Genomic DNA, 16,996 nt, shown 5'->3' with positions numbered 1-16,996 from the left:
TCTTGCGCGCCCTGTTCACTGGTGCCTGTTTCCTGTTTATTGTTCTACTTTTTGTTTTTTTTCGCATGGTCTTCGTCCACACGTCCGAAGATCATGCGCCCTGCGGCGGTTTGCAGGACCTTGCTGATGTTCACCTCCATGTATTCGCCGATGTATTCCTTGCCGTTTTCGACGACGACCATCGTGCCGTCGTCCATGTAGCCCACGCCCTGGCCGTATTCCTTGCCTTCCTGCATGATGTTAATGCGCAGGGCTTCGCCGGGCAGGACAATGGATTTGACCGCATTGGCAAGTTCGTTGATGTTCAGCACTGTCACCCCCTGCAGTTCGGCGATACGGTTGAGGTTGTAATCGTTGGTCAGGACCGGACTTTTTAACTGCTTGCCGAGCACGATGAGTTTGTCGTCCACTTCGCGCACGCCGTCCACGTTGATGTCCGAGATGCGCACGAGGATGTTGGGAAGTTTTTGCAGTTCAGCCAGCACTTCCATGCCGCGGCGGCCGCGCTGGCGGCGCATCCCGTCGGGGGAGTCTGCAATATATTGGAGCTCGTTCAGCACAAAGCGGGGGATGAGAAGCGTGCCGGGCAGGAATCCGGTCTTGGCGATATCCGCCACGCGTCCATCTATGATGACGCTGGTGTCGAGCAGGATGGTGCGGTTCAGGTTGGTCCAGGAGGACGATCCGCCGCCTTCGCTGCGCCCGGTCAATGCGCTCAGCAACCCCATAATGTCACCCTGGCGCATCACGAAGAGCGCAACGCCGAAATAAGAGAAGACCAGGACGCCGACAAAAGGCAGGATCTGGCTGAGCGGGGCAGGGAGCAAGGAAAGCGGGAAGGCCAGCAGTGCGGCGATGAGCAGGCCCACCACCAAACCGGTCAACCCGGCAAAAAGACTTTCCGCCGCCAGCCGTCCCAGCAGGGAGCGGAATGCCCGCGCGGGGCGTGTGGTGACATACGGGGTGAGGATCAAGCCCGCCAGCGCGCCGACCAGCCCAAGGACAATGGTGGTGCGATACACGTCATCCGGTGTGAACCTTGAGAGGTCAAATCCCCAATATCCCCCGGCAACCGCCAGGACGATCATTCCAATAATACGAAGAATGAATTCAAAACTCATCAATGCTCCTTCAAAATAAATGGAATTACAATATAATCATATGATAATAGCACGGGTGACACACCCCGTCAATTCGAATAATCCTTAATCTCATATTGTTGTTATAATCCGCTTCCATCGTTCTTGCACTTTGTGTGCCTTGATGAGGAAACGAGCGACATGACCCTTATTGATACCCTTAACCGTCCCCTGCGCGACCTGCGAATTTCCGTCACCGACCGCTGTAATTTCCGCTGCGTATACTGCATGCCGAAGGAAGTGTTCGGCTCGAATTACAAATTCCTGCTCCATGAACAAATCCTGACGTACGAAGAGATCACGCGCCTGGCTCAGATTTTCGTCTCGCATGGAGTTAGGAAAATCCGGTTGACCGGCGGCGAGCCGCTCGTCCGCAAGGATTTCCCCGACCTGATTGCGATGCTTTCACAGATCCCCGATATTGACCTGACCATGACGACCAATGGCGCGCTGCTTCCGCGCTTTGCCGGGGAACTCAAGGATGCGGGATTGAAGCGCGTGACCGTGAGTTTGGATTCGCTCGATAACGATGTATTCAAATCCATGAACGATGCGGATTTCCCGGTGGAAAAAGTGTTGGAGGGAATGGCCGCCGCCGCCGCGGCCGGGCTGACTCCGATCAAGGTCAATATGGTGGTTAAACGCGGGGTCAATGAGTCCAGCATCCTGCCCATGGCGCGCTTCTTCCGCGAAAAGGGATATATCCTGCGCTTTATTGAATTTATGGATGTCGGCAGTACCAACGGCTGGCGCCTGGACGATGTGGTCTCCGCCAGGGAGATCGTAAAAATCATCAACGCGGAAATGCCGCTGGAACCCGCCGACCCGAACTATCGCGGTGAAGTGGCGGAGCGCTGGCGCTACAAGGATGGGGGCGGTGAGGTCGGCATGGTCGCCTCGGTCACCCAGGCGTTCTGCCGTGATTGCAACCGCGCCCGCCTCTCTGCCGAAGGGAAACTCTATACCTGTCTCTTTGCCATCAAGGGACATGATTTCCGTGCCCTGCTCCGCAGCGGCGCAACGGATGAAGATGTTTCACAAGAGATCGCAAAGGTCTGGGGTAGACGCGCAGACCGTTATTCCGAGATCCGATCCGAAAACACGATCCCGCTTCCCAAAGTGGAAATGTCGCACATCGGCGGTTGATCACTGTCACGCAACAAGCGGGAAACCATGAAACCTGTGGGGTGATCCAGGCTTTCACCTGCTTAATCTGGAGGTTTGTTTGTCAAAGAATATCAAAGCCGTATTGTTCGATCTGGACGGCACGCTTCGTCATCATCTGCCCAACGGCGCGGATGTTTTCTCCGCCCATGCACGTGAGATGGGGTTGAACTTCTCTGAAGAGGACAGGATCCGCTCCAACCGCTGGGAGCATTACTACTTCGCCAACTCCCCGGAAATACAAAAGGATTTCAAGGAATTCAAGGACGCCGCCTTCTGGGTCAATTACAGCCGCAGAAAACTGGTGGCTTTGGGCTGCGACCCAAAGGAGGCGGCGTCCCTGTCCGCGCCCATGTCTGCCTATATGAAGGAACATTACAAACCTGAGGTGCATGTCTCTGAAGAATCGCACGCGCTGCTGGGCTCCCTGCAGCAAAATGGATACGTGCTTGGCGTGATCTCGAATCGCGATGAACCGTTTCATGAAGAATTGAAGACCCTGAACCTGGATTCCTATTTTCAATTTTCACTGGCGGGCGGCGAAGTCAACTCCTTCAAGCCGGATGCGCTCATCTTTGAACATGGATTGAAACGGGCGGGCGTCAATGCCGATGAGGCGATGTACGTGGGCGACAATTACTTTGCAGACATTGTCGGTTCGCGTCGCGCCGGACTGACGCCTGTGCTCTACGACCCGGACACTCTCTTCCCCGACGCAGAGTGCGCGGTCATCAAATCCTTTACCGAGCTGCCGGAGTTGTTGAAATAAAAACCGCAGCACGATATCAAGGCCGCGAATCTTATTCGCGGTGTTCGTCTTCCAGGCTGTCGCATCAATTCCCGGCCCGTGGATGTAAATTTCCCCGAGGTTTCTTCCAAAAATCCAGTAATTTACATACCAAGCGATAAAATGGGTATTAATAAAAAGGAGACCATCATGGCCTGGGAACGGAAGATCATGCGCATTGTGCGCGTGCGTAATTCACAGAAAAAAGGTGTGCTGGCAAGGTTGTTGACAGCCATCGCCGAGGCGGGAGGCAATACCGGCAGCATCGTTCTGTTGACCGAGACATCGCAGCATGTGGTGCGAGACATCACCGTCACGGCCGAGGATGAAAAGAGTCTCGCAGCGATTTTAGGGGCGATCGAAAATAACGAAGGCACAAAAGTCATCGAAGTCCGTGATGAAGTGCTGGAACTTCATCAAAAGGGAAAGATCGCCATCCGCTCGCGCTATCCGATAGATTCGTTGACAACCCTGCGGCGCGTGTACACCCCTGGCGTGGCGGAAGTCTGTCTGCGCATCGCAAAAGACCCGTCACAGGCGCGGTTGTACACCAGCATCAGCCACATGGTCGCAATTGTCACCGACGGGACGGCGGTGCTTGGGCTGGGTGATATCGGTCCGCTGGCGGGCATGCCGGTCATGGAAGGCAAGGCCATGCTCATGGAAACGCTGGTCGGCCTTTCGGGCATCCCTATTTTGCTGAACACGAAAGACCCCGATGAGATTGTTCAAGCCGTTGCCGCCATCGCGCCGACCTTCGCCGCCATCCAACTGGAGGATATCTCCGCGCCGCGCTGTTTCGAAATCGAGGAACGTTTGCAGGCCATGCTGGATATTCCCGTCATGCACGATGATCAGCACGGTACGGCAGTGGTCTGCACTGCGGCGTTGATGGTCGCCACGCGCGAGACCGGCACGGACTTGGACAAAGCAGTCATCGGGCAAGTCGGGCTGGGGGCGGCCGGCCATGCCATCGGTCGGATGATGATGCGCCTGACCGGGAACGCGGTCCACGGCGCGGACTTGAGTCCGGATGCGCTGGAACGGTTTGAGAAGGCTGGAGGCATCAAATCCAGCCTGAACGACATCATGGCGAAATGCGACATCGTGGTTGCAACCACAGGTGCGCCGAACCTCATCCAACCCGAGATGGTGCGCAAGGGACAGATCATCCTTGCGCTTTCAAACCCGAATGCCGAGATCGATCCCGAGATCGCCATGGAACGCGGGGCGGCGTTTGCGGCGGACGGCAAATCTGTGAACAACGTGCTGGGCTTCCCCGGCATTTTTCGCGGTGCGGTGGATTCATGTGCGCCGCACATCACGCATGAAATGTATCTGGCCGCCGCCAGGACGATTGCGGAAATGACCCAGCCCGGCGAACTGGTTCCAAACCCATTGGACAAGAAAGTACATCATGCCGTTGCGCGTGCGGTGGCGGAGACGGCGATCAAACAGGGTATTGCCCGCGCCGAGTATGTGCCGTATGTAGAGGAATAGACGAAGGCCTGGGGCCAATAAAAAAAGCGACCTGCTTCTTTCAAGAGCAGGTCGCTTTTTTATGCATCATGAGGTATTTTATTTGTGACCGTTCTTTGCCAGCACCTCTTTCAGGGTGGTGCCAAGCCGCGTGATCCCCTCGCGGATCGTGTCCGGCGAGGAGAAGGAGAAGTTGATGCGCATGGTGTTTTTTCCGCCGCCATTGGGGTGGAAGGATGTGCCCGGCACGAAAGCCACCTTGCGTTCGATGGCAACCTTCAATACATCTGCCGCATCCACGCCCTCGGGCAGAATACCCCACAGGAACATGCCGCCCAGCGGTTTTGTCCAGTGCATTTCGGGCGGGAACATCTCGTCCATCATTTCCAGCATCACATCGCGGCGTTCCTTGTACGTGGCGCGGATGACCTTGACGTGTTCGTCCAGAAAGCCGCCCTTGGCGACCTCATACGCCACCTGCTGGTTGAAGGAGGATGTGTGCAGGTCTGCGGCTTGTTTGGTCATCACCAGTTTTTGAATGACCTGCGGCGGCGCAACCACCCAGGCAAGGCGCAGGCCCGGGGCAAGCAATTTGGAGAACGTGCTCAGGTAGATCACGTTGCCGCTGTAGTCACCATCGCCATCGTTTCGGAAATGGTTGTCGAGATATACGACGGAAGGAAGATGCTCCCCGTCATAGCGCAGTTGACCGTACGGATCGTCTTCAATGATCGGTACGCCGTATTGGTCTGCGAGCAGGACCAGCCTCTTGCGGCGTTCGAGGCTGAGGGTCGAACCGGATGGGTTCTGGAAGTTCGGGAGCACGTAAATGAACTTCGGTCCGATGCGAAGCGCCTCCTCCAGTTTATCCACGATCATGCCGTGCTCATCCGACGGGACGGAAATGTATTGCGCGCCGTACGCGTTCCACGCCTGCAATGCACCCAGATACGTCGGTGATTCCACCACAATGTAATCGCCGCGGTTGATGAACAGGCGTCCGAGAAAATCCAGCGCCTGCTGCGAACCGGATGTGATCAAAATATTGTCGGCCGTGATCGGCACGCTGTAGCGTGCCGTGTGCCGCGCGATCATCTCGCGCAAAGGTTTGTATCCCTCCGTGGTGCTGTATTGCAATGCCTGCGCGCCGCGTTCCGTCAACACGCGGTTGCACGCCTCTTGAAATTCCTTGACTGGAAAGACCTCGGGGGCAGGCAGGCCGCCTCCAAAGGAAATAATATCGGGCTGTTCGGTCAGTTTCAGCAATTCACGAATGGCTGAACTCCCCATCTTCTGCATACGGTGCGCGTACCGATACTCCCAGGGCGTTTGCATTTTTACTCCTTGATAAAAGATGAAAAAAGCCTGACAGATACACTCGTACCCATCAGGCCTGCTGACTTATGGCATCAAAATGCCGGAAAGATGTGGCGCCAAAAATACAGTCATGGCACTACTATCTTACCCAGTTTTCGCGTCCCGCGCAACTGATTAATGTAACTGTAAATTGGATGAGACTTGTCACAAATTATTGGAGGAATAAAAACCCGCCCCACTCCTGACCCGAACCTGCTTCTGTTCCCCGTCATTTAGCTCCACCCTGAGCGAATCGGTCCACGCTCTTCGGTCTGCTGTCCACTACCCAAATACCGCGATCACCATCACGCCTGCAAATACGATTGCCGCGCCGACCACGCGAATTCCGCCCATCTCTTCCTTCAAGAACTGCCATCCCAGGAACGCCCCGATCACCGCACTGACCTCTCGGATCGCACCTGAATAGCTGAGCGGCGCAAAGGTGTAGGCGAACAGGGCCAGCATGTAGGCCACCAGTCCAAGTACACCACCAAGCAGGAGATAGTTTCGGTTGTTCCTCCACACTCTTACAAACGAATCCCAGCCATACCTGCGGGTGAGGTAGGGTGTGGTTACAAATGGGATCATCACAAACATGAACAAGCCATACGGCAGCGCGGGTCCGTTTTTTACGGCAGTCCCGTCAATGAAGGTGTAGATCGAAATGACCAGCGCAACCGATAGCGCCGTCAGGATGCCCTTCAAATGCGGTTTCTCCCCGCGAGTGTTGAGCAGCGCCGTCGCGCCGTTTAGGACGATGCCGCCGGTGATCATGGCGAGACCGATATACCCGCCAATGGTCAACTCCTCGCGCAAAAATAATGCAGACCATAAAACCAGCAAGGCAGGCGCCGCCCCGCGCGCAATCGGATAGACCAGCGAAAAGTCATGGTCTGTGTAGGCGATGCACAACAGAATGAAGTAAATCGCCTCCAGCAGCATGCTGATGACCGCGAACAGCCACATGTGCTGCGGCGGCAAGCCTGAAAAGAAGATGAAACCCAATGCCAGAATCCCGCTCAGAATCACCTGCCAGCCCATGGCAATGTATTTTTCTTCAGCGTTTTTAAGCAAAAAATTCCACAAGGCGTGCATCGCGGCGGATGCGAACAGAAGCGCAATCGCAAGAACGGGCATGGGTTACCTCAAAAATTCGATGAGATATTTGTTCACTTCGTCTGCTTTGTCGTGCTGTACCCAGTGGGTGGCATCCTCGAACATGACCGACCTGCCGTTATCGCACAGCGCCAGGGACGGTTCCACCATTTCATGGCTGAGCGCCACATCCCGTTTGCCCCATAGAATGAGGATTGGCGTTTGCACCTGCCGCGCGGGTAGTTTCTTGCGGTTGAAAAAATGCTTCAAACTGCTGTGAAAAATGGCGCGATACCAGTTCAGCATCCCCGTCAACGCGCCGGGCTGTGACCATGCCTTTTTGTATTCGGCAATGTCCTCCCTTGTGAAGGTGCTTTTCTTCCCCGAACCGACCAGCATCCGCGCCATGTTGCGGAAGCCATTGCGACTCAAATTCCATTCGGCGATGTGCCGCAGTTGAATGGCGAAGATATACCAGGATTTCCTGCGTTGCAGCGGGTCTTTCAATAGAAAACGCGCCATCACATCGGGATGCGGGACGTTCAAAATGGCGAGTTTCTCCAGCCGTTCGGGGTGATTCAACGCCATTGTCCATGCGACCACCGCGCCCCAATCGTGCCCGACTAATTTTGCTTTCTGTATCCCAAAATGGTCAAACAGACCGATGATGTCCCGCGCCAGCGTATTGACATCATACGCCGCCGTCCCGAGCGGCTTCTCGGACAGGTTGTACCCGCGCTGGTCCGGGACGATGACACGGAATCCCTGCTGCACGAGCGCGGGAACCTGCTTGCGCCAGCCATAGTGGAATTCGGGAAAGCCGTGCAATAAGATAACCGACGGTCCGTTTTCGGGTCCGTCGGTCAGCACATGCAGTTTGATGTTGTTAGTTTGGATGAACTGGCTTTGCATCCGCCTAGTATAACGGAATTCTCGCCCCATTGACTTTGTCTGCCTGTGTGGAGAATAGATATTCCATGGCAGAGACGATCTCGGCAGGGCTTGTGCCTGTGCCTTTATTTTCCACGTCTATCGCGCGGACGAGGATGATGTTTGCGGTGACTTTCGCTTCCTTCAATTCGGATGCGAGCGAGAGCACCATGTTCTCCTGCGCGGCTTTGGCGGCGGTGTAGACCCCCGATTTGCCCGGCGGGTTTGGCACCGTGGATGCCGAGATGATAATGACACGTCCCCAGTGATTGGCGGAGAGTGGTTTCGAGAACGATTTGAAGAGATTAAACGTCGTGCGGACATGCTGGTTAAGCATGAATTCCAGATCATTGTGCGGGGTGTCCACGAAGGTCTGGCCGCCGACCCAGCCGCCGACGAGATGGAACAGAGCGTGGACTCTGCCGAATTTGGAAAGAACAGCTTCGGCGGAATCCTGAAGCGCCTGTGCGTCGAGCAGGTCCACGCTTTGGGCGAGGAGTCTGTCTGCAGGCAGGTTCAGGTCACGGACGAGGGCATCCAATTTCGCCTGGTCTTTATCAAGCAACACCAGGGTATGTCCCTGCCCGGCAAATGTTCTTGTGACGAGGTTTCCAAGCACGCCGGTTGCGCCCGTGATGACGATGGTCTTATTCATACAACGCCTTGATCTGGGTTTCGCTCATGCCTTCCACGATGGTGGGTTCGTGCTGTTCAAGCAGATGTTCCTTGCCGCGAAAATCGATCAGATGCCCGGACTTGGCAGCTTTGGTCTCGAGGTAAAAGCGGTTGTGTTCATTGCTCGGCAGGATGTGCGGCAGGCGCTCGTTGATCCTGACACCGTGCTCTTCGAGCTGCACGATTTTCTTGGGGTTGTTGGTCATCAGCCGCACGGATTGGATCTTGAGCGAGTGCAGCATGTGCGCGGCAACTGCATAATCGCGTTCATCATCGCGAAAGCCGAGCGCGAGGTTCGCCTCCACGGTGTCAAGACCCTGATCCTGCAAGCTGTACGCGCGGATCTTGTTCGTCAGCCCAATGCCGCGCCCCTCCTGGCGGAGATAGAGCACAACGCCCTTGTCCATCCCGCCGATCTTTTTCAGGGCAGCTTCCAATTGATCGCGGCAGTCGCAGCGCAGGGATCCGATCACATCGCCGGTGAGACACTCGGAGTGCAGGCGCACGGGGACATCCTCCGCGCCGATGACATCACCTTTGAGGATGGCGACGTGTTCCTTGCCGTCGCGGTTATTCGAGAACGCAACGATGTGAAACTCGCCAAAGCGCGAAGGCAGTTCCGCAACCGCTTCAATGTGGACGCAGATCTTATCCTCGCCGTAGCCTTCACATTCGTGGCAGCAATCTTCTTCAAGCAACAGTTCAATTTGTTCGTGCGTAATTCCAGACATAATTCTCTCCATGATCACAAAAAACGTGACCTACTTGATTTTATACTTCAGAACAACCCCGCCGTCTTCCCATCGTTCAACATCCAACAGGTTCATCTCAATTGCCGCATCACGCGGGAGTCCGGGTCCATCCGCGGGGGTGGGGGCGGTCATGCCGCCGAAGACCATCGGTGCGATGTACATGATTAGTTCATCCACCAGTCCCAGGCGCATCAATTCGAAATTCATCGTCCCGCCGCCTTCCACCATTAACCGTTCAACGCCGATTTGTTTCAACGTCCTCATCATTTTTTCCAGGTCGACACGCTGCGTATCATCTACAAGGGTTTCCACGCCGTGCGCACGCAAAAGATCGATCTGCGTCTTAGATGTTTGAGATGTGGTGAATATTACGACCTGCGTATTTCCAACCTTAATAAAATCTGAGTCGGTGGGGATGTCGGCGACCGTGACAACCCCCACCTTGATCGGATTCGGCGAACGCCCCTGTTGGATCCTCCCCTTACGCAGCGCCTCGGACTTAACGATGAGTTTGGGTTGCTCTTCGAGAAGCGTTTTCCCCCCGACAAGCACTGCATCCGCCTCCGCGCGGAGTTGATCCACGCGTTCCTTGTCCTGTTTGGATGAGATGGCGGTGCCTTTGCGTTCAACCGTATCCATCTTTCCGTCCGCTGACACGGCGACGTTAATGAAGGTGTAGGGGCGGTCCATTATCTTAATACGAACCCGCAAAATATTTATTCAATAAACCGTTGTAGTTGACATTGACGATCTCACGAGCAAGGGCGAAGAAATCGGCAGAGGTGGCATGCCCATGGGCATGGCGCCTTGCATACTCCTTCAGGAACTTGGAGAAATTACCGTGTCCCATGAGGATGCGCATTTCATCCAGGAATCGCGCGCCCTGGAAATATACAGCATTGGTGTACAAGCGGAACGAGCCGCCGTTGTAGATGTTCGTATCCACGTAGCCAGTTGGGTTGAAGTAGTTCACGCGGAACTGCCACCACCAGCTGATATTGGCGGGATAGTTGTTTTCATAAAAAATGCGTTCACTGTAGGTTGCCAGCGCCTCATCCAGCCAGGGTTCAAGCGCGTGGTCGTTTCCCACCAGCCCGTACCACCATTGATGTGCAATCTCATGCACACCGATGGCGGCAAGGTTGTTGCGCGCGCCGCCGGTATATTGACTGTAAAAATCGGTGGAGATAAAGATCAAACCATCGTATTCCATCCCGTCGTCCATGTCGGTCTGTACGACCGCGAGGCTTTGATACGGATATGGTGCGAACTGTTCCGAGAATGTATTGACCGCCTGCGCGGCTAACAAGAGGATCCCGTCTCCGCCGGTTTTATACCCGTTGAAATGATACGAGCGGATCGTGATATTCCCCGCAGTTGATTCGACCACGATGAATTCATTGCTGGCTGAGAGCGCCAGTGTACGCGCGCCGTACAAGCGGTAACGGGTCCATTCGCCGTTCTGTTCGGGCGAAGCGCCCACGGCGAGAGTGACATCCGAATCCTTTTTGATGTTCAACTCGATGTCCGCTGAATCATAGACGAGATGCTCGCCCCAGGGCATGGAATCATGCAGGATCCATCCGTTTTTGTACGGCACGATGAACGGATACCAGTCCACAAGGTTGATCTGGTTGTAGTCGTATCCGAACACATCGCTGGCTGATTTCTGAGGGATGTTGAGTTTGAAGTTCAGGGTCAGTGTGGTGGCAGCTCCCGCTCCAAGGGGCTGGGGCAGGCTGACCGTCATGCGTTGGCCGCTGATTGTGTACGAATTTAATGATGTGCCATCCTGGGCAATGGAATTCAGTACGAATGCATTGCCATATCGATTCGGTTGGACGGAAAATACGATCTCGGATAATGATACACCCGTGTTGTTGTAATAACGGATGGTCTGGTCGGTTGTGATGGTTTTTCCCCTGAAGTCCAATGTTGAATACAGGATGTAGTTCGGGCGTGAGGAATTCGCCCCTGACGGCAATGTTGGGGAAACGGAACCAGAGGCCGGCCCAGGGGGAGGCGGGGTGAAGGTCAGCGTGGGCGGCAGTGTGCTGGTGAAGGTCGCAGTGGCGGGGGGCGCATCGGTAAACGTCGGCGGAACTGTGTCGATCGCACCTGAGGGCTGGAAGGGTGTCGGCGTGGGGGATGCGTTCGGATCCTGTGTGATCAGGATGAACGGTGCAAAATGCCGCGGCTCGGGAGTCGGTGTTGGTGAGGCGCAGGAGGCCAGGACTGTCAGGATGAGTACGAATTGCGTAACTCGCAGTGCGTACTGGATGCGGAATCCGTTCATTGATAGGTGTTTTGGAAGTATTTGCGCACGATGTCCGAGTAGTCGGTGCTGGTGTGCTGGCTGAGGATACGGAAGAAGTCGTTGGCGGTGACGATCCTGCCGCGTCCCTGCGCGAGGTAATCGCGGATGAAGGCGAAGAAGGCCTCGTCACCGATGCGGTTGCGCAGTTCTTCGAGGAAGTGTGCGCCCTGGAAGTAGGCCGCATTGGTGTAGGGACGGAAGCCCTTCCCGTCATAGATGGGTATGTCCACAAAGCCCTGCGGTTTGTAAAAATCAATGCGGTATGTCCACCACCAGCTGACCAGTTCGGGATGGACATTTTCATAATAAATGCGCTCGGAGTATGCGGCCAGGGCTTCATCCACCCAGGGTTGTAATGCCTGGTCGCTGGCAACCTGTTCGAACCACCATTGATGCGCGGTTTCATGTGCGGCAACAAAGGTGAGATAGTTTGCAGGCGTGCCGTCATACAGATTGTAGAAGTCCTTGGGCAGGTAGAAGAAGGCGGAGTATTCCATGCCGTCGTTGAAGTCGCCCATCACGATGGCAAGTGTCCTGTGCGGATACGGTCCAAAACGCTGCGTAAAGACCTGTACAGATTCGGCGGTGGCTTTCAATGCGGCCTGTCCACCGGCTTCGTTGAAGGGGAAGTAATAACTGGAGATGGTGCTCTCACCAACCTGCGTGCTTGAAACTTGAAACTCGCGGCTGGCGGCGAGGGCGAATGTCCGCGCGGCGGTGATGGTGTAGCGGGTGGAGTCTGTCAGTTGTTCGGGGAATCCGCTGGCGGCGACGATGGGGGCGCTGGCCGGGTCTGTAAATCGGACGGTGACTTCATAGTCGGCGGCATCGTAAACAAGATGTTCACCATAGAACCAGGGGTCATGCAGGATCCAATCGCCGTTGATGTTCGGCACAACGAATGGATACCAATTGGTCAGGTTCATTTGACGCACCGTATATCCATAAATGCGTGGACGCGAGATGCTGGGGTCCTCCTGTTCGGCAAAGGGAAGTGCAAGGGTGAATTGAAGGGAGATCTCGAGGGTGCTTCCGGCGGGCAGGAAGGATGACAATGCCACATCCAGCCTTTGACCGTCGAGCGAGTAGGTTGTGGTCGGCGTCCCGTCGATGGCGATGCTGTCGAGGGCGAAACTTCCCCGCCAGAGGTTGGGGACAACAGCCATGACGAGGGTATTGATCTGGTTGCCGCTCAGGTTCGGGTAAAAAATGGTCTGATCCACTGTGACGCTATGTGCGTCATAATTTATGGTGGCATCCAGAATATAGTTGGCTCGCAGGGGCGCAGGGGTTGGCGTGGCGAGCGGTGTGGGTGTGTCCACTGGAAGCACAGGAGTGGTTTCGGTGGGGAGCGCCGTCTCGGTGGGTGTTTCTAATGGAGGTGGTATCGTTGCAGGGGAGGCGCAGGCAGAGATTAAAAAAATAATCAAGGAAACAAGGCGAAGGGATGATGTGGTTTTATATCGCATGGGCCTTATTCTACCGCTTGTCGCATATTTTTTTAAAACTTTTGACGGAAATTAAGAGTAATATCATAATTCTGTTTCAATCATTCATGCGGTACCCCGTGATCAAAAAACTCCCGCCGAGGTTTCGACGGGAGAAAATCACAAGGGTGGAGTTCCTGCCTAGCCCTCCAATTTCTTCTTGAGCGCAGCGAGTGCGGCGTCATAGCCCGCGAGCATCTGCTTTTTCATCATGTCTTCCATGCCGGGCACACTCGGCATGCCTGCGGGGAGCAGCACAGCTTCGGTCTGCAGGGTCACTTTTGTGCCGTCACCGTCCTTTTCGAGGATGTAGGTGCTGACCACATCCGAGGCGGGCGGTGCGGCAAAGGTCTTGGTTCCGAATTTCCTGTTTTCCTCGAAGGCGATGACTTCGGAGACGATCTCGTTCTCCACGCCCTGTGTGGATTTGATCCTGGTCTTGATCTTTGTGCCTAGCTTGACCGGTCCATCCGCCTCGATGCCGACCACGTATTCGTTCTTCAGACTGTCCAGGCTGGAGACGTGTGAAAAGATTTTCTCCGGGCTTACGTTGATCTTGATGGAAGTTTCGATAAGGGCCATTTCTAAAATTCTCCTTTGGTTTTGTCAAATATTAACTTTTATTATACAGACTTCACTCGTTTCCACAAGAACCCAAGCAGGAAAAACAGGGTGGCCGTTAGTACTATGGCCGAGCCGGAGACGATGTTCAGATAGTAGCTGAGATATAAACCGATCACAGATGACAGTGCGCCGATCAAAGCGGAGACCAGCATCATCGGGAAGAGACGGCGCGTGAGGAGATATGCGGTTGCCGCGGGCGTGACCAGCATGGCGGCGGCGAGGCTGACACCCACGGTTTGCAACGAGACCACAACGGTCAACCCCAAAAGCACCAGCATCAGATTCCGCAAAAGTTCGGCGGGCAGGCGCAGGGTCGCGGCAAGAACCGGGTCGAATGAAATGACGAGGAAGGGCTTGAAAAATAATCCCACGGTCAAAAGGATGGCAAGGCTTAAGCCTGCGATCAACCATAGATCGGCTTTGCTTACGCCAAGCACATCCCCAAAGAGGATGTGGGATAAATCCACGGCATAGGTTTGCATGGAACTGATCAATGCCACACCCAGGGAAAGCGCCGCCGCGAATAAAATGCCGATGGCAGTATCCTCCCTGACCGTCCCCTCACGCGAGAAAAAACCGATGCTCAATGCGACAATCACCGCGGCGACTCCCGCACCGATCAGCAGATCGCCTCTGAATATGTAGGCAATCGCCACTCCGGGCAGGATGGCGTGCGCCATGGCGTCACCGAGAAATGCCATGCCGCGCAGGACGACGTAGGTTCCCATTACGGCGCATAGAACGCCGACGATGACGGAAGCGAGCAATCCGCGCTGCATGAATTGATAAGCGAGGGGCTCGAGGAACCAGTTCATTTCACCTCTGCATGGCTGTGAAGAGCATGATCTTCATCGGGAGGACAGCATTCATCCACAAGCATCACCCCATTTTCTGTGACCAGAAGGGAATTACCGAAGGCCTGCGCAAGGTTTTCCCTGACAAATACCTCCTGCGGCGCCCCGAACGCAATGAGACGGTGATTTAGCAAAAGTACAAGGTCGAAGCGTGAAGCAGCTAGATTCAGATCGTGTGTCGAGATCATGGTCGTCACCCGGCGGCTTTTCAGGTGGTCCAACAGGTTGAGGGTAATGTCCTGGGTTGTCATGTCCACGCCTGTGAACGGCTCGTCCATTAAAAGGATGTGCGGTTCCTGTGCGAGTGCGCGCGCCAGAAAGGCGCGCTGCTGTTGACCACCGGATAACTGCCCAATCGAATGCATTGCAAGGTCGGTAATGCCCAATTGTTCGATGCTTTTCCTGACTACCCTTTTATCATCACTGGATGGACGGCTCAGCCATCCCATTTGTCCGTAGCGCCCCATCATGACCACGTCCTGCACCGTGACAGGGAAACGCCAATCCACATCCTCACGCTGCGGGATGTACGCCACGCAATCCTTGTGCGCGCCGAGCAATTCACCGTGGATCAACACATGCCCGCTGTGCAGCGGCAGGATTCCAACCAATGCTTTAAACAACGTGGATTTCCCCGCGCCGTTCGGTCCGACCACAGCCACGCGTGCGCCATGCGGTATCTGAAAATTCAAATCATGCACGACGATCTTTTCGCCATACCCAATGCTGGCATTTACAATTTCAAGACGGTGAGGAACATGTGTCATATCATACTTAAGGGCGACCCTTGAAGAGCCGCCCTTACCTGCCTTCCTGCGGGATTTCCTAATCTTACTTCAAAGCGTCCACAATGCGGGTCGTATTATGCTTCATCATGTCAATGTATGTCCCTGCGGGTGCGCCGTCGGTGAGCGACTCGAGGTGCAGATCACCGACAACCTTTATGCCCGTCTCCCCCGCAATTTGATTTGCGAGGCTTGTATTTTCAACATCGTCCAGGAAGACCGCCTCCGCCCCGGAGGTTTTGACCTCGTTAATGACAGCCGCCAACCGCTGCGCCGATATCCCCGCATCGGAACTCAGGCTGGCAAGGATGGTGTCCACGATCTCGAACCCGTACCGCCCGGCAAAATACCCCATCGCTTCGTGATTGGTCACCAGCAGGCGGCGCTCGCTGGGGATGTCAGCCACCTGTTCGGTGATCCATGCATCCAACGCTCTCAATTCGTCGATATACGCATCTGCATTGACTCGATACACCTCTGCGCCCTCAGGGTCGGCTTCGATGAATCCGTCACGGATGTTCTCGACGTACCTGATGACAAGGGTCGGGTCCAGCCACATGTGCGGATCGCCCGCTTCATGCCCGGACCCTTCGCCTGCTTCTGCTTCGCCGGCATGTTCATCCATCTCACGCGGTTCCAGGCCAGTCGTCGCCTCAATTACCAGACGTTCACCGCCGGCATTCTCAAGGAGCGGTTCAATGAAGTGTTCATATTCCAGCCCGTTCAGGACCAATACATTGCTCGCGGCGATTTTCGCCACATCCGCAGGCGCAGCCTGATACGCGTGCGGGTCCGCGCCAACGGGGAGCAGTGAATCCACCTTGACGCGGTCACCTGCAACGTTCCAGGCAATGTCCGCTAGAAAGGTGGTGGAGGCGAGCACTCTCAAAGTCCCGTCACTGCCTTGAGGGGCGGATCCACAGGCAGTCAGGAAAAGAGCCGCGAGAGCCGGCAGTCCAATAATGGAATTGATAATCTTTTTCATTTATAATCCTTTTTTAGCCCCCACCGTTGGTGAGGGAAGAGTTGATTTTATGCGCGGCACTTCGCGCACAGCCCGAAAAGCTGCAGCCAGTGTTCGTTGATCTGGTAGCCTGTTTTCCGTGCAATGGAACTGATCAAGGTACTCAAGTCATCGCCTTCGAAGAACTCCACCTGCCCGCACTGCCTGCAAAGCAGAAGGTGTTGATGCCCCTGGCCCATTGAGATGAATGCCTGACAGCCCATGGGTTGATGCACGCGCTGGATGAGACGCAGTTCCTCGAGTTTCTCAAGCGTGCGATAGACCGTGACCAGCCCCAGCGCGCGATATTTTTTGCGCGCCATGTCGTACACTTCCAGCGGGGTGAGTGCGCGCATGGATGTTTCGACCGTCTCCACCACCGCACGGCGCGCGGCCGTGATGCGGTATCCGTTCTCATGCAGTTGGGTGAGCCAGATTTCAGCGGACATCGGCGCTCTTCTTGATATTGAAAATCATTATCAATAAGTATAAACATGAAAAGGCAAAGTGTCAAGGCGGCGGGCGGGTAAAAAATAAGAGTCTCATCAC

Annotated in this window: 17 protein-coding genes; 3 read left to right on the top strand and 14 right to left on the bottom strand. The window is 55.1% G+C overall.

Going from position 1 to position 16,996, the window contains the following annotated elements; all coding sequences use genetic code 11:
* Positions 1 to 44: 44 nt before the first annotated feature.
* Positions 45 to 1,121, bottom strand: a complete 1,077-nt coding sequence (locus QY332_01690; protein WKZ36638.1) for a TRAM domain-containing protein — start codon at positions 1,119 to 1,121, stop codon at positions 45 to 47.
* Between the two features lie 159 nt (positions 1,122 to 1,280).
* Between QY332_01690 and moaA the strand changes: the two genes are divergently transcribed.
* From moaA to QY332_01675, 3 genes are all read left to right on the top strand, one after another.
* The gene (gene moaA, locus QY332_01685) at positions 1,281 to 2,285 is read left to right on the top strand and encodes a GTP 3',8-cyclase MoaA (GenBank protein WKZ36637.1); all 1,005 of its coding nucleotides are present in this window, start codon (positions 1,281 to 1,283) and stop codon (positions 2,283 to 2,285) included.
* 79 nt (positions 2,286 to 2,364) lie between these two features.
* The gene (locus tag QY332_01680) at positions 2,365 to 3,072 is read left to right on the top strand and encodes an HAD family hydrolase (protein WKZ36636.1); all 708 of its coding nucleotides are present in this window, start codon (positions 2,365 to 2,367) and stop codon (positions 3,070 to 3,072) included.
* Between the two features lie 168 nt (positions 3,073 to 3,240).
* A complete protein-coding gene (locus QY332_01675) occupies positions 3,241 to 4,590 on the top strand; it encodes a malic enzyme-like NAD(P)-binding protein (GenBank protein WKZ36635.1) in 1,350 nt (449 codons plus the stop codon).
* Between the two features lie 78 nt (positions 4,591 to 4,668).
* On the opposite strand, the gene QY332_01670 is transcribed toward QY332_01675, so the two are convergent.
* The 13 genes from QY332_01670 to QY332_01610 form a co-directional block, all read right to left on the bottom strand.
* A complete protein-coding gene (locus tag QY332_01670; GenBank protein WKZ36634.1) occupies positions 4,669 to 5,904 on the bottom strand; it encodes a PLP-dependent aminotransferase family protein in 1,236 nt (411 codons plus the stop codon).
* Between the two features lie 303 nt (positions 5,905 to 6,207).
* Positions 6,208 to 7,062 carry an EamA family transporter gene (locus QY332_01665; GenBank protein ID WKZ36633.1) on the bottom strand — a complete coding sequence of 285 codons (855 nt, stop codon included), beginning with the start codon at positions 7,060 to 7,062 and terminating at the stop codon, positions 6,208 to 6,210.
* 3 nt (positions 7,063 to 7,065) lie between these two features.
* Complete coding sequence (locus QY332_01660) at positions 7,066 to 7,962, bottom strand: alpha/beta hydrolase (GenBank protein ID WKZ36632.1); 897 nt, start codon at positions 7,960 to 7,962, stop codon at positions 7,066 to 7,068.
* Positions 7,937 to 8,605, bottom strand: a complete 669-nt coding sequence (locus QY332_01655; GenBank protein WKZ36631.1) for an SDR family oxidoreductase — start codon at positions 8,603 to 8,605, stop codon at positions 7,937 to 7,939. Before QY332_01655 ends, QY332_01660 begins: the two co-directional genes overlap by 26 nt.
* Positions 8,598 to 9,356, bottom strand: a complete 759-nt coding sequence (ribA, locus tag QY332_01650; protein WKZ36630.1) for a GTP cyclohydrolase II — start codon at positions 9,354 to 9,356, stop codon at positions 8,598 to 8,600. Before ribA ends, QY332_01655 begins: the two co-directional genes overlap by 8 nt.
* 30 nt (positions 9,357 to 9,386) lie before the next feature.
* Positions 9,387 to 10,067, bottom strand: coding sequence for a dihydrofolate reductase family protein (locus tag QY332_01645; protein ID WKZ36629.1), 681 nt, complete (start codon positions 10,065 to 10,067; stop codon positions 9,387 to 9,389).
* 4 nt (positions 10,068 to 10,071) lie between these two features.
* The gene (locus QY332_01640) at positions 10,072 to 11,673 is read right to left on the bottom strand and encodes a M1 family metallopeptidase (protein ID WKZ36628.1); all 1,602 of its coding nucleotides are present in this window, start codon (positions 11,671 to 11,673) and stop codon (positions 10,072 to 10,074) included.
* Positions 11,670 to 13,163, bottom strand: coding sequence for a M1 family metallopeptidase (locus QY332_01635; GenBank protein WKZ36627.1), 1,494 nt, complete (start codon positions 13,161 to 13,163; stop codon positions 11,670 to 11,672). Before QY332_01635 ends, QY332_01640 begins: the two co-directional genes overlap by 4 nt.
* A gap of 159 nt (positions 13,164 to 13,322) precedes the next feature.
* Complete coding sequence (locus tag QY332_01630; protein ID WKZ36626.1) at positions 13,323 to 13,763, bottom strand: SRPBCC family protein; 441 nt, start codon at positions 13,761 to 13,763, stop codon at positions 13,323 to 13,325.
* Between the two features lie 41 nt (positions 13,764 to 13,804).
* Complete coding sequence (locus QY332_01625) at positions 13,805 to 14,620, bottom strand: metal ABC transporter permease (protein WKZ36625.1); 816 nt, start codon at positions 14,618 to 14,620, stop codon at positions 13,805 to 13,807.
* On the bottom strand, positions 14,617 to 15,426 hold the full coding sequence (locus QY332_01620) for a metal ABC transporter ATP-binding protein (GenBank protein WKZ36624.1): 810 nt from the start codon (positions 15,424 to 15,426) through the stop codon (positions 14,617 to 14,619). Before QY332_01620 ends, QY332_01625 begins: the two co-directional genes overlap by 4 nt.
* 64 nt (positions 15,427 to 15,490) lie before the next feature.
* Entirely contained in the window at positions 15,491 to 16,429 is a 939-nt protein-coding gene (locus QY332_01615; protein WKZ36623.1) for a zinc ABC transporter substrate-binding protein, read from the bottom strand.
* Between the two features lie 47 nt (positions 16,430 to 16,476).
* Positions 16,477 to 16,896 carry a Fur family transcriptional regulator gene (locus QY332_01610; protein WKZ36622.1) on the bottom strand — a complete coding sequence of 140 codons (420 nt, stop codon included), beginning with the start codon at positions 16,894 to 16,896 and terminating at the stop codon, positions 16,477 to 16,479.
* Positions 16,897 to 16,996: the final 100 nt, after the last annotated feature.

The organism is Anaerolineales bacterium, from assembly GCA_030583885.1.
GTDB lineage: Bacteria > Chloroflexota > Anaerolineae > Anaerolineales > Villigracilaceae > Villigracilis.
This window is presented reverse-complemented; position numbering and strand designations above follow the sequence as displayed.

What these genes read in the sequence shown, in the direction of transcription:
- QY332_01690 (WKZ36638.1), bottom strand. Translation starts at nt 1,121, where the DNA reads ATGAGTTTTGAATTCATTCTTCGTATTATTGGAATGATCGTCCTGGCG.
- moaA (WKZ36637.1), top strand. Translation starts at nt 1,281, where the DNA reads ATGACCCTTATTGATACCCTTAACCGTCCCCTGCGCGACCTGCGAATT.
- QY332_01675 (WKZ36635.1), top strand. Translation starts at nt 3,241, where the DNA reads ATGGCCTGGGAACGGAAGATCATGCGCATTGTGCGCGTGCGTAATTCA.
- QY332_01670 (WKZ36634.1), bottom strand. Translation starts at nt 5,904, where the DNA reads ATGCAAACGCCCTGGGAGTATCGGTACGCGCACCGTATGCAGAAGATG.
- QY332_01665 (WKZ36633.1), bottom strand. Translation starts at nt 7,062, where the DNA reads ATGCCCGTTCTTGCGATTGCGCTTCTGTTCGCATCCGCCGCGATGCAC.
- QY332_01660 (WKZ36632.1), bottom strand. Translation starts at nt 7,962, where the DNA reads ATGGGGCGAGAATTCCGTTATACTAGGCGGATGCAAAGCCAGTTCATC.
- QY332_01655 (WKZ36631.1), bottom strand. Translation starts at nt 8,605, where the DNA reads ATGAATAAGACCATCGTCATCACGGGCGCAACCGGCGTGCTTGGAAAC.
- ribA (WKZ36630.1), bottom strand. Translation starts at nt 9,356, where the DNA reads ATGTCTGGAATTACGCACGAACAAATTGAACTGTTGCTTGAAGAAGAT.
- QY332_01645 (WKZ36629.1), bottom strand. Translation starts at nt 10,067, where the DNA reads ATGGACCGCCCCTACACCTTCATTAACGTCGCCGTGTCAGCGGACGGA.
- QY332_01640 (WKZ36628.1), bottom strand. Translation starts at nt 11,673, where the DNA reads ATGAACGGATTCCGCATCCAGTACGCACTGCGAGTTACGCAATTCGTA.
- QY332_01635 (WKZ36627.1), bottom strand. Translation starts at nt 13,163, where the DNA reads ATGCGATATAAAACCACATCATCCCTTCGCCTTGTTTCCTTGATTATT.
- QY332_01630 (WKZ36626.1), bottom strand. Translation starts at nt 13,763, where the DNA reads ATGGCCCTTATCGAAACTTCCATCAAGATCAACGTAAGCCCGGAGAAA.
- QY332_01625 (WKZ36625.1), bottom strand. Translation starts at nt 14,620, where the DNA reads ATGAACTGGTTCCTCGAGCCCCTCGCTTATCAATTCATGCAGCGCGGA.
- QY332_01620 (WKZ36624.1), bottom strand. Translation starts at nt 15,426, where the DNA reads ATGACACATGTTCCTCACCGTCTTGAAATTGTAAATGCCAGCATTGGG.
- QY332_01615 (WKZ36623.1), bottom strand. Translation starts at nt 16,429, where the DNA reads ATGAAAAAGATTATCAATTCCATTATTGGACTGCCGGCTCTCGCGGCT.
- QY332_01610 (WKZ36622.1), bottom strand. Translation starts at nt 16,896, where the DNA reads ATGTCCGCTGAAATCTGGCTCACCCAACTGCATGAGAACGGATACCGC.